13 protein-coding genes are annotated in these 16,587 nt (G+C 36.0%); 4 read left to right on the plus strand and 9 right to left on the minus strand.

The genetic code is table 11. The features are described from left to right. Positions 1-96 precede the first annotated feature (96 nt). On the minus strand, positions 97-4,344 hold the full coding sequence (locus IGJ34_RS13825) for a bacterial Ig-like domain-containing protein (protein WP_430597674.1): 4,248 nt from the start codon (positions 4,342-4,344) through the stop codon (positions 97-99). 287 nt (positions 4,345-4,631) lie between these two features. On the opposite strand from IGJ34_RS13825, the gene IGJ34_RS13830 reads away from it, so the two are divergent. Both IGJ34_RS13830 and IGJ34_RS13835 read left to right on the plus strand, forming a co-directional pair. Next, on the plus strand, positions 4,632-5,303 hold the full coding sequence (locus tag IGJ34_RS13830) for a hypothetical protein (RefSeq protein WP_069655050.1): 672 nt from the start codon (positions 4,632-4,634) through the stop codon (positions 5,301-5,303). Next, positions 5,303-6,166 (plus strand): sce7725 family protein, encoded by an 864-nt coding sequence (locus tag IGJ34_RS13835; RefSeq protein ID WP_430597675.1) that lies wholly within the window; start codon positions 5,303-5,305, stop codon positions 6,164-6,166. The genes IGJ34_RS13830 and IGJ34_RS13835 overlap by 1 nt, the downstream gene beginning before the upstream one ends. Positions 6,167-6,301: 135 nt before the next feature. Here the strand turns inward: IGJ34_RS13835 and IGJ34_RS13840 are convergent, their stop codons facing one another. Further along, positions 6,302-7,492, minus strand: coding sequence for an AbrB/MazE/SpoVT family DNA-binding domain-containing protein (locus IGJ34_RS13840; protein WP_069655048.1), 1,191 nt, complete (start codon positions 7,490-7,492; stop codon positions 6,302-6,304). A gap of 209 nt (positions 7,493-7,701) precedes the next feature. Here IGJ34_RS13840 and IGJ34_RS13845 point away from each other — a divergent pair, with 209 nt between their 5' ends. Both IGJ34_RS13845 and IGJ34_RS13850 read left to right on the plus strand, forming a co-directional pair. Next, a complete protein-coding gene (locus tag IGJ34_RS13845) occupies positions 7,702-8,298 on the plus strand; it encodes a lipoprotein BA_5634 family protein (protein WP_111247558.1) in 597 nt (198 codons plus the stop codon). Between the two features lie 117 nt (positions 8,299-8,415). After that, on the plus strand, positions 8,416-9,441 hold the full coding sequence (locus IGJ34_RS13850) for a YdcF family protein (RefSeq protein ID WP_111247559.1): 1,026 nt from the start codon (positions 8,416-8,418) through the stop codon (positions 9,439-9,441). A 61-nt stretch (positions 9,442-9,502) separates the two neighbouring features. Here IGJ34_RS13850 and IGJ34_RS13855 read toward each other — a convergent pair whose 3' ends face one another. The 7 genes from IGJ34_RS13855 to IGJ34_RS13885 form a co-directional block, all read right to left on the minus strand. After that, on the minus strand, positions 9,503-9,958 hold the full coding sequence (locus IGJ34_RS13855; RefSeq protein WP_430597676.1) for a GNAT family N-acetyltransferase: 456 nt from the start codon (positions 9,956-9,958) through the stop codon (positions 9,503-9,505). A 132-nt stretch (positions 9,959-10,090) separates the two neighbouring features. Then, positions 10,091-11,194: an NADH-dependent flavin oxidoreductase gene (locus IGJ34_RS13860; RefSeq protein WP_069655044.1), complete on the minus strand. Its 1,104-nt coding sequence runs from the start codon at positions 11,192-11,194 to the stop codon at positions 10,091-10,093. 88 nt (positions 11,195-11,282) lie between these two features. Continuing rightward, positions 11,283-11,651, minus strand: a complete 369-nt coding sequence (locus IGJ34_RS13865; protein WP_069655043.1) for a MarR family winged helix-turn-helix transcriptional regulator — start codon at positions 11,649-11,651, stop codon at positions 11,283-11,285. Positions 11,652-11,795: 144 nt separating this feature from the next. Next, positions 11,796-13,109 (minus strand): NCS2 family permease, encoded by a 1,314-nt coding sequence (locus IGJ34_RS13870; protein WP_430597677.1) that lies wholly within the window; start codon positions 13,107-13,109, stop codon positions 11,796-11,798. Positions 13,110-13,371: 262 nt separating this feature from the next. Beyond that, positions 13,372-14,292: a phosphatase PAP2 family protein gene (locus IGJ34_RS13875; protein ID WP_206836733.1), complete on the minus strand. Its 921-nt coding sequence runs from the start codon at positions 14,290-14,292 to the stop codon at positions 13,372-13,374. Positions 14,293-14,560: 268 nt separating this feature from the next. Beyond that, complete coding sequence (locus tag IGJ34_RS13880) at positions 14,561-15,466, minus strand: phosphatase PAP2 family protein (RefSeq protein WP_430597678.1); 906 nt, start codon at positions 15,464-15,466, stop codon at positions 14,561-14,563. A 413-nt stretch (positions 15,467-15,879) separates the two neighbouring features. Further along, the gene (locus tag IGJ34_RS13885; protein WP_206836726.1) at positions 15,880-16,536 is read right to left on the minus strand and encodes a DUF998 domain-containing protein; all 657 of its coding nucleotides are present in this window, start codon (positions 16,534-16,536) and stop codon (positions 15,880-15,882) included. Positions 16,537-16,587: the final 51 nt, after the last annotated feature.

Consider the following 16,587-nt stretch of genomic DNA (forward strand, 5'->3'; position numbering starts at 1 on the left):
TCAGCACCTCCAACGTTTGGGCCAACGGAGTAAAAGGCTGAACAAAAACAGTGTTTACACTGCTTCCGTCCTAGCCCCAATCCTCGCGTCCTTCAGTTAATCTGTTCTTCTTTTCCTTAGACAGATCACGCTAATTATCGTGATCCATACGGCTAAGAGTCCAATCAAACGAATAGAATCATTAACTTTTTCACCAGTGTTAGGGTACTTCCCTTGTTTATCTGGTTTCACAATATGAGTTTGATTCTTCGTTGTTGCATTTTGTTTAGATGCCGTTTTTTCAAGGACTGTAATTTTGGCTGTAGCAGTCAATTGTTTTTTGGCTGGTGCAACTTTTCTGCTTTTACTAGGCTCATTTGTTTCCGTCGTTTGAACCGTATAAGCAACATTATGTTCGCCTTTTTCTTTAGTCTCAACTGTTCCAGTAACTTCTACTTCTTCAAAAGAAATTGCTCTGCCATCACGATCCGTTGCCGATACAAAGTTATCAGCACTCTTCCAATCATCGCCTACATAAATTGTTGAATCTTTTACTACTAGTGTTGATTGGTCCGCTTTTACAGTGATTTTAGCTGTCTCTTTTAGTGTATCTGTGCCATAAATAACTTCATAGATACCGGCTTTTGTTGTATCTACCGTACCTGTTACCTTGATATCTTGAATCGGACTATTATGACCATTTTTATCAGTTGCTGAGACAAAATTATCAGCAGCTTCCCAAGTATCTCCTACATAGATCGTAGAGTCTTTAACAGCAAGTGTTTCTTGTGTCGCGACAACATGGATGGTTGCCACAGCTTTTTTGCCTTGATTTTCATATGTGACTTTATTATCGCCTACTTTACTTGTGTCGACAGAGCCTGTTACAGTGAGTTGATCTAGGGAAATCGCTTTTCCTGTTTTGTCTGTTGCTTCGACGAAATTATCTGCTGATGTCCACTTTGTGCCAACTGAAATCGTTGAATCTTTAACTTTTAACGTCTCCTCTAAGATAACAGAAACAGTTGCTTTCGCTTCTTTTCCTTGATTATGATACGTAATTTCATACTCACCGACTTTTGTATTGTCGACAGTTCCAGTTACCGTGATTTGATCAAATGAAACTGGGTTGCCCTCTTGATCAGTAGCTTCTAAAAAGTTGTCTTCTGGCTTCCACGTATCCCCTACATAAATCGTTGAATTTTTTGCTTTTACACCGGTTTGATCAATGACTTCTTTAAGAGGAATATCAATTGTATTCTCATCTTTCGTCAATTTGATTATTTTACCATCCGTATATTCTTCATTGATCGTATACCCTTCTGGTATTTTGTTGGCTCTTAATGTGTATTCTCCAGACATGATGGCATCAACTTTATATTCGCCAGCTTCGTTTGTTTCAAACTCTGTTTTATTATTCGTCACATTGTCGATCAATTCAAATGAAACATTTGGAATATTTATTGTTTGATCTTTTTCATTATACGTGTGAAATTGTGCTTTAGCCAAATAAACGATACCTTCTGCATCTCCTTCAGAGAATCTCAAAACAATAGGTGTTGTCGCTGTATTTCTACGCGTTTCTGTCATTTGTTCTAAATTATCCGCACTAATAGTAGTTTCTGTAGAAATTTGTCCAGCGTTTTTAGACACTGTATTGTAGGTAATCGTAATATCTTGCGTTAATGTATACTTTTCAAAAATAATTTGAGCACCTGTTGCTGTTTGCTTAACTGTATAAGCATCTTGCGGGACATTTGTTATAGCAATCGAATTTAAATCGATGCCAGCGTTCGTTGTTCCTTTAGTCGTAATAGTAAACGTTGGATTTTTGACTGTGCGTGTTCCATTATTGATATTTTTTGTTTTCACTTCATTTTTGGTGACATTCTTCAATGATTCATGGCTTGTTTGACTAGCTGATAGGATTTCTTTCGCTTCATTTTTTATAGAAACGGTCCCTGACATTATCTGATTGCTATACAATGGTTCGGCAGTACTACCGGTCACATTGATTGTTTTCGCATCGATCCAGCCATTGGCGTATTTGTATTCAATAATGTAGCGTTTGGAGGTCTTACCAAAATCGAATTTGTAACTATTTGTCGCTTCATCGAATGTAATTTTTGGATACGCTGCGCTAGTTGGCGCTAAAGGTTTATCGAAATAATAACCACGATCCCAATACTGTGGGTAAATTGATTCCACTTGGTCATTTGACACATCATAAATATCAAAAACTACATCTACGCCTGTAGGAATTTTAGTTGATACGATTAAAGAATCAAACGAATCATTTCTTGCATTTACTAAAAATTGATTACCACTCGTTTGTAATGTTCGTTCAGAATACAGTTTTCTGCCGGTTCTAACGGTTGTTTCCACAGCTTCATAGTTATCCGCACTTAAGGTCACTGCAAGTGTATCGACAGGGATACTTTTACTTTTTTCTAGACTATCTGGTACATAGTTAAAGCCTAGATCAAGATTAAATGATGTCGTGACTGGCGTTGTAAACTTAATAATAGAACCGCTATCAGTCGCTGTTATCGTATAATCTTTATTTAATTTGTACGTAGCGTATTCCCCTTTGGGTGCTCTTAATTGTAAGTAGTTTGGATGTTCGATTTTAATGGTTGCGTTCTTTACAGGATTTTTATTGCTTCCTTCGATTGCTATTGTTGTATCGCTCATGTAGGCTCCGTTTTGATCATAATTTCCCCAAGCGGTCTCGACATTTTTTGGGTTAATAATAGAGAGCGGCTGAAGGTATTGATCAGAGACGAACATGATTTCTTTTCCGCCATTCACAACAGGAGTACTAACCGTAATATCAATGTCTTTTTGTTCAAAAGGAATGCGTAGCTTTTCCGCCATTATTCTCAATACACTGTCTTTCGTTGCAGTCAAAACCAATTGATTTTCTTCTTTTTTTACATCAAAATAATCAGTGATTTGAACGTTTTTGTAAGCTGCATCAAAAGCAGAAAGTTGATAATCTGTAATCGGTTGTCCATTTTTGCTTTTCAAAATGATCTGTTCGCCCACTTTGGTTTGTGTAGGTAGATTGTACAGATAGAGATAATAATTTCCTTTTTCTTGGAAACTAGCGCTTTGTAGCGAACCTAAATTGGCTTCTTTTAAAGATTTTTGATCTTTACTTGTTTTTGCAGTAAATTCAAGTCCACTATATTGTCCGGATGAACGGTTTAAACTAACAGATCCTAATTTCGTTGTAGGATATTGATTGTAAAAACTATAAGAATAATTGGACACACTTTCTAAGGCTAAAGCACGATCGACAGATAACGCGTACGCTTTTTGTTGGTCCATATTGTTTATCGTCACTGCTCCTCGGTATGCATTGTCCTCATCAATAGTGTAGTCCTTCTCTTTTTCTAAAAGTTGTTTTGAATCTGCGATCACATTCCCATTGATATCTACATCATATGAGAAAACACCGATTGCTTCTTTAGAGGTATTATAAAATTTTGCTCCTGGAGACTCTGACATCACTAATTCTAATGTTTGATTGCCTGATAATGTTCGATCTAAGTTATAATAAATATTCCCGTTGATTCCGTATTTATTTGTGGTTTCTTCATACTTGATCGGTGCGACCTCTTCATACAAATCGAAGTTATACTGATTAGTTGTTTGACCAGGCGTTTTGATTGTTACTAAAGGGGCTTCCTCTGTAAATACATAACTTTTCAAGTCTAAATTAAATTGTGTCTCCGTAATTCGTTGATTAAACGTGATCGTCAATGTTTTGCTTTGTGCATCGACTGACCAATGTGCCCCAACGTTTGCTACATCACCACTGATATCTGAATAGCCTAGGTGATCGGGTAAGATCAACGTGTAAACTGAACCTGGTGCATAATCTTTATCTGCAATCAAAAAATTCAATTTTGCTGTCACTGGAGTGCTATTCAATACTCTGTTTAACGTGCTTTGGTTGTATTCGACACCATCCATATTGGTCAGTGTCATGTTGGTTAAAATTTCGTCTTCGATTGCTATGTTTGTTTCTGCAGTTTTCATTTTTGGGATTTGTGTATCAATTGTGTTTGCTTGCTCTGTGTCCTCCGCTGAAGTTGTATCCTCCACTTCATTTGGTAGCGGTGTTTCTGCTGATTTATCAGTTTCAGTTATCACTGTACTTGAGTTTTCTGATGATGATTCCAAAATGTTATTTTCTAAAATAGAGTCAGAATTCAACTCTGCTGGTGTGTCAACAGAAGCTGTATCTTGGGACTGTCCGTTTGTAGTTGTTGTTACCGCAAACGCATTCACCGTTGACCCAAAACTCTGTGCCAGTAAAACCGTAAGCATAAATATATGTAATTTTCTTTTTTTCATGATCAATCTCCTTATTCTTAATTTTCCCATATAACTATATAATATACTTTTTTTAACATTATTATGATTATTTTTTTATATTTTAAAGAAAAACAAAAACATTTCCCGCTATTTTATTGTATAAACTCCTAAACATTCCTTTCCTTTTCTGAAAAAAAAGACCCTTTCTGGAATTTTATTTTTTTTAGATTCAACTCATTCATTATTATTTTTTTAAAGAATAAGAAAAAGACTTTATTTTTACGAACATACGTTTTATAGTAGAAGAAAAGAAAAAGGAGCTAACTATGAAAACATCATTAACAACCCAGATGGAAGAAGTGCTCTATTATTATTGTCGGGAAAATGGAGATATCGTAGTGGAAGAAGTAACGATGCCAGATGACCAAGGGATTGTTGATACATTGAGTTGTCGCTTGAATGTGGGGAAACAATTCGAATGGCGCTGTTATGAATTAAAGGTCAGTAAAGCAGATTTTCGTTCAAAAGCAAAACTTTCCTTTATTGGAAACTACAATTATTTTGTCTTGCCCGCTGCTCTTTTTGAAAAAATAAAAGAAGAAATACCCAGCCATATCGGGGTCATGGTTTATCATCAATATCTTTCTGAAGAAGCTCAAAGATTACCTGGCTATTTTACAATAGAGAAAAAACCGCAAAGACAACCACTTTTGGTCAATGAGCACGAATTGCTTTTTCGTTTGATCACAGCTCAAGCTCGCGAAGTCGGCAAAGCGAAAAAAACCTCTCGCGGTTTACGCGTATTTTCGACGGATCAGCTATACAAAGAGTTAAAAAAAAGACAACCAGATTATGATTTGTTTGGTGGTGGTGTGAATTTTTATGATCGCTTTGTTGAAGATAGTTGTGATCAAGCAGTGGAAGCCTTAAAAAGTGAATTAGACGCCACACGCGAAGCCTATTTGGAACTAGAACAGCGTCTATTGGAGGGGAAATAATGTATTACCCTTATTTTCGCGGTAAGCAGTTTGACTTACTCGCTTTGACAGAATTGGTAGAAAAAAACTGCTTATCTAAAAAGATACTGCCGATTATTGAACCCGTCAAAAATTCGAATACCTTAAAGAAATTCGTTGAGGTATTTCATAGGGAAAAACATCCTTTTTATCTGATTCAAAACCCTCAATCTGGTGATTTTCTGACTAAAGAAGGTAGTCTTTATTTAAACTCATTGCCATTGAACAAGGCAATGATCGTGGAACAGCCTATTGAAACGCTGAATGAACAACCTCAATTATTTGTAATCAGAAACTCAACTCCTGCATTACAAAGCGATTGGCTCGGGAATCATACCAAAGTCCTGATCCCAAAAGAATTTCGTCTACTGCAAAAAGTCAAAGGCGATAAGATTCTTTCCCAAGATGTCTTTACAAGGCTCCCTAAAACCAGTTTTTATCAAGAATGTCTTGATGAATTCTTTTCAGATACGCATTTGACCTTTCAACAAAACGGATTTGTCGGTTTTAGTGATTTTTCTATTGACAGCCGAATCTACTATGAACATCGATATCCATCAAAAATCTTGAGTTTGCATCTTGTTTATTTTGAAAATAGTATGCTGCGAATCCATCATTTCCTTTCAAGTGAAGAAACACCCTCGCAAAGAGACAAATTTTTTGAGGTCATGGACGAGATCCGTACATGGAAAAGTAAATTGTGTGGCGAGAACGTAACGTTAGGAATCGACTTATTGTTTGAAGCAGTTTCAAACGACAAATTTCCTGGTATGGGGGTTATGAGGAAAGCTGCTGTGATGCATCATATGGAATTGATGTCTCGATACATAGATCGTTTTGAATAAGAAAATAGGGCGCACATCAAAAGTAAAATCACTTTTGTTTCACACCCCAGATGCGAATAAACGGTGGGAGCAGAAGCAATCCCTTCTTGTTTCTCGGGATTAAACGCTTCTGTCCCATCCTCTATTTTACTATCCTTATTCCTTTTTGTTTCCAGGTTCCAGTTTGACTTTTTCCTGAAAAGTATTATTGATGTTTTGCGCCATTTTTTGTAGATTTTGAAGCAGTAACACGATCCAGCTAAATGCTAGCATGAACGATAATAACTCAAATGCCGTAAGTGAAAGATAACTAGTCCATTGAAATAACACAACAACTACGACTAGTGTTACTGCAATCATATACGAAATCGACAGGAATTCTTTCGTTACATTAGGTAATAACCACTTGATCCCCACAATCAAAATCACAATCAAATACACTAAATAACCCGCCACTTGATTATGAATTCCTTGAAATGGACCTGTTTCAGTATACGGAAATAATCCGACAGCCCCAAGATCCAGTGCCGTCAAGGTTAAGAGAATTCGCAAAATCGTTAATCGTCTACTATGTGGCATCGCTTTTTGTAATTCTACAAATAGCCCATCGATCAATGCCACCATCAACAATGAAGAAAACATCAACGTTAAATTAAATTGCCAACGACTTTTAGCTTCGATTGTTCCTAAAAAGCTAAAGTTGAATTGCCACCATTGATAATCTTTGTTTGTGATCATGGCAAGCAAAACGCCACCAATAATCACAAATATCAATAAATTAGTCAATTTAGCCGGTGTGATCGACAATGCTGAGTAAATCATAAAATAATTGACTAATCCGACAAACACAAAAAATAACAAGGTTGCAGTATAACGATCAAATGTCGCACCAATAAACACTATTCCAATTACTTTAAAAAATACTAATAATGTAAAAACTAAAATGACAACAAACGAAAGCAAGATTGTAGGAAAATTCCGCCAATAAATATCCTTCGACTGTGTTGTAACTTGATTTCTTTTCCCTTTAATAAAAAAGAGTAAAAAACTAAAAATACCACTTAAGACACCTAATGAAAGGACAAAATTTGCAATTGAATACGGACCTACTAACGCAATTTGGCTGTTGTTAGTATAAAATAAGTAGCCCAAAAATAGAATACTGAACACCGTTGTCGGAATCAAAAACCATCTTAGAGAGAGGGTCTGATTACCTGCCATTTTCTTTTTAGGCTCGATCACTATTTTTTGATCTTTGATACTTACTATTACATCATCTTCATTTTCTAAGTGAAACTCTTCTACTATCTTATCTGGCAGTGTAACACTAAATTGTTTTTCTTCCATGACTATTCCTCCTGAACTAATCTTAACATCTCATAAATAGTATAGATTTCTTTAGTATAAAAGCAAGTTTTAGGTAGCCTATTAGGCGAATCACTTATTAAAATATTATTTTATCTTTCATTATTGTTCGTTTTTATACGTAATAATCGATGGTTGATCTTTCGTTTTTTTCATATACTGATGTTAAATAATTACAAAAGGAGATTTTTATGTTAAAAAAAATGTTTGTTTCTGTTATAAGTTTAGTTGTTTTATCGGTAGGAGGAGTTTTTGCCTACAATAATTTTAAACATAAACCCGTATATGGGATTGTTCTTATAGACAAGGATGGAGCAAAAATAAATGATTCAATCCATGCACAAAAAAAAGATATTGAGAAATCCGTCGTTGTTGAAGGAAAATGGATCGACAACTCCAAAACTCTTGCTTTAAACACAACTGATGCACAAAAATTAATTGCGTTTAATGCGTTCAAAAAAGTAACAGGTTCAAAAGAAAATTACAAATTCGAACCAATAAGAACGATTGCTCCGAACGAAACAGCGTTATATTCAAAAGAACATAACGCTTTGGTTACTGACGAAGCAAACAAAGCATTTCCAACAACTATTAATGAGTATGTTGTTTTAGGTGAGTCCTCTGCAACTGTCAATAATTTGTTAATTCTCCCAGAAAATCAATACAATGAATTTACTGGTTCTCCCATTTATTTAGGCGTTTTAAAAGTCAAAACAGATGCATCTAAAGCCCTAATCAATTATACTAAAATCGAACAGACGCAAATATATAATGAGAGTGGGGCCTAAACGTCACCATTTGCTCCTACTCCCACCGTTTATTCGCATTTAGGGTGTGAAACAAAAGTGCTTTTCACTTTTTTCCCACACCCTTCCTATTTATTTGGTGAAGGAGAGTTAACTATCATGCCATTCGTTATTGTATTTTGTGTTTTTGTTATTATTGGTAGCCTAATCTTACTAAAAGAACGTCGTAGTTTTTTTGGTGGGATGATTTTCGCGTTTGGGGGCTTGTTTCTTACGTTGACTTTATTGATGATGGGATTGTTAAAGGTAAGCGAAATTTCCGCAAACAGCTCTACCCTGGTTCTTATTATTGTTTATGCGTTAGTTCCACTACTATTTTTGGGTATGTGTGTCTTTTTTATTTTTAATACACATACGATGCAGACAAAGGAAGGCCGCAGTGTCACCGCTAAACTTTCCGCATTATTGGGGATCAATCTACTTATTACAGTTCCTGCTTTTTTCTATTTATGGTCAGTTGGATCTAGCAAAATCCCTGCGTTATTCTTTTCATTTTTGATTTTTGTCTTGTTAAGTGATTTACTTTTTTCTTTTCTATTTACTTGCTATTTATTTTATTCTTGGATGTACCAAATGATCCCTATCAAAAAAAAGGTTGATTATATCATTACTTTAGGTTCAGGTATCACAAGTGAAAATGTTCCTCCATTACTAAAAAGCCGATTAGATAAAGCTATTGAGTACTATCATAAAAATCCAAAAGCTAAAATTATCGTTAGCGGCGGACAAGGAGCGGACGAGCCTGTCTCAGAAGCCTTTGCGATGAAAAAATACTTATTGTCACAGAACATACCAGAAACTCAAATTTTAGTGGAAGATCAATCAACGACAACTTTTGAAAATATGTCCTTTTCAAAAAAAATTATTTTTGAAGATTGGATGGTTGAAAAGCGAGAGCCAACTATTTTATTCTCAACAAATAATTATCATGTGTTACGCGGTGCTTTATATGCAAGAAAGGCGCATTTAAAAGCCGAAGGGGTTGGTGCCCCAACCGCAATGTATTTCCTCCCGACTGCACTTATTCGTGAATACATTGCCTTGTTAACGCAATATAAATGGTTTACACTGTCTATGATTTTAATCTGTTTGGCATTCGTGATTTATAGTCAATTGCCTATCTAAAAACTAAGGATATCCGAAAAAAGTAGCAACCCTATTGAAAGGTCGCTGCTTTTTTCACCTTCTATAATGTTTTTTTCATACAAATACATAAATCATCCTCAACAAACTCGCCATAATTTGAAACGATTCGGTAGCCATGTCTTTCATAAAAACGAATAGCCCCTACCATTTCTTTGCCTGTTTCCAACACTGCTTGTTGGTAGCCCTTTTCTAGCATATCCCTTTCCAATGCCTGGATGATTTTTCCAGCTGCTCCATTTCCACGATACGTTTGTTTTACATACATTCTTTTGATTTCTGGTGTTTGCTTATCTAACAGCTTCCAGCAACCACACCCAACTGCTTTCCCATCATCATATGCGACAACTGCATAAGACATCTCCGCTAAATTATGATGGTTTTGGTAGCGTTGAGCCACCTCTTTTCCCCATTCTTCATCGAAGAAGTCATTCAGCTCCTGAATCAAACTTAATAAATCAGGATTTGTTGTCTTTACTTGTTCTATTTTGAGTGTCATTTGGTTCCTCCATTTTTTTATTTTTTTCCCCCATTAGGCCTTGCTTCAATTATACCTATTCCTATAGCAAATAAAAAACCAGAAAGATCAGATAAATGAGTACCATCTTATCTGACCTTTCCTTCTCTAGTTTTATTGAAGTCGTTCTGGCATCATGCCTTCTAAAAATCCCCAAACACCATTACTAATTCGTAACTCATCTCGATCATAGTGAGACAGTTCTGTTCTGATTAGATGATCTTGATCATCTAGTACTTTTTGAGCCCAATGAGGATCGATCAAAATTGCTCGTCCCACGGCAGCCAAGTCTGCAGTTGCTAAAACCTCTTTTGCATCTGCACCATTCCGAATATCGCCTACACCAATCAGTGGAAGACGATCATTAATCGTTTCTTTTATATAAGCTATGATTGGTTTTTCTTGATATGCCTCACTAACTGAATGATTTCTATAATTACCGATTGATAAATGCACGTAATCTAAGGGTTTATTGGCTAATTGATCGACTAAGAACAATGTATCCTGTAAACGAATACCTGGTTCTTCGTATTCTTCAGGTGAAAATCGATAGCCCACGATAAAGTCTTTCACATCTGATCGATCGACAACTTCTGTTACGCCATCAACCAAATCATTGATAAACTTGAAGCGTTTTTCGAGTGTCCCACCCCACTCATCCGTCCGACGGTTAGAATGTGGAGAGAAGAATTGTTGAATCAAATACGTATTCGCTCCGTGAATTTCTACACCATCAAACCCTGCTTTTATCGCTCTTTCTGTTGCTTGTTTAAAACTTTCTATTATTTCAAGAATTTCTGTTTCTGTTAACTCTCTGGGTGTTTGTGCATCAGGTCTTTCAGCTGCAACCGCACTTGGTGCAACAGGTTGACTACCATGTAATATGTTAGAATCTGTCATTCTTCCAGCATGGAAAATTTGCAAAATGGCTTTCGTCTGGTTCTTTTTAATCGCTGCCGCCAATTTAGCTAGCCCTGGAATAAAGCGATCCTCATACACACCTAATTCTCCGTCCCAGCCTTTCCCATTTTCATGAACATTTGCTGCTGCTGTGATAAATGCTCCTACTTCTCCTGAACGCAATCCATAATATTCAATTTCATCATTTGTTACAACGCCATCAAAAAAAGACATCTTAGTGGTCATTGGTGCCACAACAAGTCGATTTTTTAAGTGTAATCCTCTTTTAAATGTGAATCCTGTATCTACGTTATTCATTCAAATTCCTCCCGACCATAAACATGCATGCGCATGCAACTAAATACATAATAAAGAATAAAAGACTAAAAAGCAACTCTTTAGTCTTTTAAATAAAATACTTTTTTAAAATAGCCTCTACTTCTTGCTCAACAGATATTACTAGATTTTCCCCTTCATTGGTTAACTCTACATAGACACCACGTTTATCATCTGCACAATTTTTTCTTGCAATAACCGCAGGAGTTCTGTCTTCCAACCTGTTGATTAAACGGGACAGTGCACTTTGGCTCAAACATAAATAATTTCCTAAATCATTTAACCTCATATGACGGCCATTTTGTTTAAGTTGATATAAAGCATAATACTCACTTGTTGTAAGTTGATTATTTTTCTTCAACATGTCTTCTAATTTTTTTTCAACAATGGACTGCTTCTTTGTATAATCCAACCATTGTGATATAAGAGGTGTTTCCATTTGATCATTCCTCGCAGATTATTCTCTTAAACTAGTTACATTTTGCTTTCTTTTGGTGGAAAAGTCAACGTTTTAAGAAACTTACTAATTAAGAAAAAGCCATGAACCTCAAGGGCATGACTTTTCCTAGTTCCTTATTTTACTTTAACCTGCGTTTAAAATCCACATAAAGCCTACAAACACAAAGAATAATCCATACATGATTGGTGATACTTCTTTCCCACGTTTTGCAGCAATCATTGTAATTGGATAGAAAATAAACCCTAGCGCAATTCCATCAGAAATACTGTAAGTCAATGGCATTCCTAAAAGAATCAAGAAAGAAGGAATGGCAATCTCCATTTCTTTCCATTTGATTTGACTAAGTGATTGAGCCATTAAAACACCCACAACAATTAGCGCTGGCGCTGTTACTTGAGAAGTCACGACTGAAAGCAACGGCGAGAAAAATAGTCCCACGATGAAGAACAGACCTGTTGTTACAGCAGTCAGCCCAGAACGTCCACCGACTGCAATTCCTGCAGAAGATTCTACATATGCTCCAACAGGAGAAGTTCCTAAGAGAGAACCAGCTAACATTGCTGTTGAATCAGCCGCTAACGCTTTTCCAACCCGAGGCATTTTATTGTCTTTCATAAAACCGGCTTGATTCGCTAAACCAACTAAGGTACCCGCCGTATCAAAAAATGTCACTAATAAAAATGTTAAAACGACGACCCATAATTGGAGTGAATTTATGTCCCCCACATGCTTTAAAGCAACTAAAAACGTTGGTTTAAGACTAGGCGCACCTGAAATAATTTTAGTAGGCACTTCAATCAAACCTGTTACTAAACCCAAAATAGTCGTTGCTGTCATCCCGATAAAAATCCCCCCTGGAACGCGACGGACCATCATAATTGCTGTAATCGCTAAACCAAAAATAGTCAACCACGTCGTTCCAACATTCAATGGACCTAACGCAACTAAAGTCGATTCATTTGAAACTATGATGCCACCTTCACTCAATCCAAGAAACGCAATAAATAACCCAATCCCACCAGAGATAGCATATTTTAGATCTGCTGATATTGCATCAATGATCAACTCACGTAATTTAAATATAGTGATCAAAATGAAAATCAATGATGCTACAAAAACACCTGCCAAAGCTGTTTCCCAAGGAACACCCATCCCCACACAAACGGAATAAGCAAAAAAAGCATTGATCCCAAGCGCTGGCGCCGTTGCAATTGGGTACTTCGCAAAGATTCCCATCAAAATACACCCTAATGCACTTGCTAAAGCAGTCGCAGTAAAGACGGCTCCTTCATCCATCCCAGAAGCACCTAGCACAGTTGGATTAACGAATAGAATATACGCCATCGAAATAAATGTCGTAAACCCAGCTAAAAATTCTCGTTTGACCGTCGTATTTAACTTGTCGATCTCAAAATAGGAAATAATTTTTTCTTTCACCTGATATCCTCCTAAAAATCTGAATAATAAATAATTCATAAAAATGCACTGCATTACTTAAACAACGTGTTCAATCATATAATAAACAGCTAGATAAGTAAATACAAAGACTAAAATCTTGCCTTAATCCATACTATTCTAATATACGTAAAAAATGAGGCTAAGGAATAACTCTACGAGTCATATCTCAGCCTCAAGAAATCTGAATAAACGGTGGGAGCAGAAGCAAGCCTTTCGGAAATAACCTGAAACAACGAAATAATTATGACAAATCCTCTCCATCTAAACGCTGATTCAACAGACGAGCAACCACGTATACCACGAAGATAGCAATCACAGAACCGACAGCGACATCACTTAGAAAATGCGCTCCGATCCGTACCCTAGACCAAGCCACAAGACAACCAAATAGACTTGTCAAAAGTACAATATTCCAACGTTTCTTCTTATTAGAAGGAGCAACGAACAAAGGTAGATATAAGGCTAACCAAGCTTGCTCTGAATGTCCTGATGGAAATGACTTATGGCCATTTCCGCCATTAATACTCCACCAATTCGTAAAATTATTCCAATTACTTTGCAGTTCGTACGGTCGAAATCGGCCCCAAAGATTTTTCATTGCGTCCACTATCGTGTTAGCCGTATATACAGCAACGATTGCGCCTAGGCCAACCAAGAGCAATCGATTTAACTCCTGTTGATTTTTTCCTTTTAGCCATCGTTTACAGAGCAGACACCCTGACACAAAGAGAACGAATGAAAGAACCACGAGTACGGGAAAAAACCAATTTGGATAACTCATTGATCCACCGCCATCATTGTTAGCTGCCCCAATCGGTTGATTCGCTTGGTGATTATTCAGTGAATTAACGGTATAAAAAAGCATAATTTTAACCATTTGCCAAATTTGGTAGAAACCAGCAATAATAGCAATAACATAGATACTCCCTTTATCGAAGGTTGGTAAATCACTCTTTTTTGCATAATAGATAAAAATTTGAGTCGCCATAAACAGAATGATACCTGGAAAAATCAATCCATAATTTTGGAAAAAAGTCCCAAACAACGATCCTTGATTCATGATTCCTTGACTGATTTGCTTATCACCTATCCCACCTATCAACAACAAAATCCCTAAACTTACAAGTGTAACAAGTTCTCTTTTTTCTTTTATAAAGTTCATTTATGAACCTCCTCTCTAACCTAAATTGTAAAAGAGATTTGTTGCGTTCTAGTATGATCTTCGTATAGATTTCGTTAAGATTGAGTAAAGTTTTGGATGAAAATTAGTGCTAAAATAAAAAAATCACCGCTACATTCATTGTTTTATGGCAAATACTTTTATCCTATATTTATATAGAGCACAACAACTAAAAAAACTGGGGATGGGAGCAGAAGCAACTCCTTAGGAAATAAACACTTCTGTTCCAACCTCAGTTTTTAACTTTTTTTTAATTTACAAGCTTTAATTTTGTACATCTTGTTCCAACAAAGACAAGAAAAATAATAATGAAAGCTCCCATCGTTGCATCACTAAAGAAATGACAACCTAACAATACTCTGCTGATTGCAGTAATAGCTCCCCAAGTCACACCAAAAATCAATAATCTCTTACGTAATTTAGTATTTTTTTTGCTAGCATATAAAGGGAAAAATATAGCAAACATACTTTCGCAAGAATGCCCTGAAGGAAATGACTTGTGTCCAGTCGGACCATTCATTTTGTACCATGGTGTAAAATTATCTTGAACACCGTTTAGCTCATACGGACGAACACGACCCCATAAAATTTTGATTTCTTCTACACACATTAGATAAACAAACGCCACTGCAATCCCTAAAATAGCCACACGCATCAATCGATCAAATTCTTCCGCTGATTTATGACTTAACCATTTTTGAACAATTAGTGTTGCTATAGCAAAAACAACGAAACAAATAATGATATTGATTCCTGTGGAAAGTGTGGGATTGATTCCTCCATCATTATTCGCTTGACCGATTGGACGATTGTGTTCTAAATTTTGAATTGAAGATAATGTATATTGGATAGCAAATTTTAAATAATACCATATTCCATAGAGAGAAAGAGCCGTTCCTGCCACACCAATCAATAATTTTGCAATTGTAGGTTGACTCGATCGAACCGCATACTGCATGATAATTTCCCCACTCATCATGATCACGACACCTACAGGAAAACAAGCATAATTTTGTAAAAACGTTGCAATATATGAATTTTGACTCATCACTGCATTTGAGATAGCTAAGTCGCCAAAGCTACCAATCCCTAGTAAAACCACAAATATGGCGATAACAATTGCAATTCTTCTACTATCTGACACTTTTTCCAACATCTTTAATTCCTCCTAATTATAAAAGTGTAATGGGCTTATTTAGCTTCGACTGAAAAATAGCTATATCTAATTGAGGGGCTCTTTCCAATTAAATGTTAGCGTTTCCTAAAAACTCGTCAATCTTTAGCAATCTAGGCGTATGAATCAAAACTCACTACTAACTTTTGGTATTGATTATTATTAACTCATTCACAAATCATAGTTTACCACTCATCAACATAAATTACCATACAAATTGTAAATAATTTAGTCCATTTTTTATGTGTGAGATTTTCTTTGGTAATCAAAAAGGAATCACAGAGCTCCTCCCTCCATGACTCCCAGTATTTGATCTTTGTAATTCGTATTCTATTCATCACTTTTATTCTAAAGGTAGCTAAATAGAATCAAGTGAATAGCCAAGGTTTTCCAATTTAATTCTTTGTGTTACATTTCCTTTTTTTGATTTGGTTTCGTGCAAAGATGATGATTGGCAAGTAATTAAACAGAAAACTCACTCTCTGACAAAGGCCAATCTGATTCAATACAGGCAACTGATTGATTGTAGGAATTCGTGCCAAACCATATATACTTGCAAAAACAATACTAACTAAAAACAACATCAAATAAACACCACTTTCCCTTTTTTCCTCTCTTTTTTGATACAGTAAATATAAAAAAAGTGGAAAAAGAAGGAAGCCAATATACCCTAAACCAGAGCCAATATTATGGATCCAAGTAGATAAATTCCAATTTGCTTGCTCAGTATCAATGCTGAATAAGCCAGTAAAAATACAATCTCCAACTCCGTAAAAACCGATTGCTAACGCCAGCAAACTGGCTAATTCTCGCGAGGTGCTCTTAAATGTTTGGTACACTGATGGAATTGCCAAAACGAATAATAAGCCAGACACTACAGACCAAATCAAAAATTCTTGTCTGACGGGGCTGTCAACATCACCAAACACACTAATTACCATAGTCTTTTGGTTCATATTTGGGTAAAAAATCCCCAGAATGTAAGGCGTTAAAAAATCGCTTATTGCACCGAATAATAAAAAGTAATTGCCATATTTTTTTAACCCGTTCATCGTGATCCTCCTAGTTTATTTTTCTATCTGTTTAGTCATTCTAATTATACG

The sequence above is a fragment of the Enterococcus sp. AZ177 genome, assembly GCF_050544585.1.
Classification (GTDB): domain Bacteria; phylum Bacillota; class Bacilli; order Lactobacillales; family Enterococcaceae; genus Enterococcus_L; species Enterococcus_L plantarum.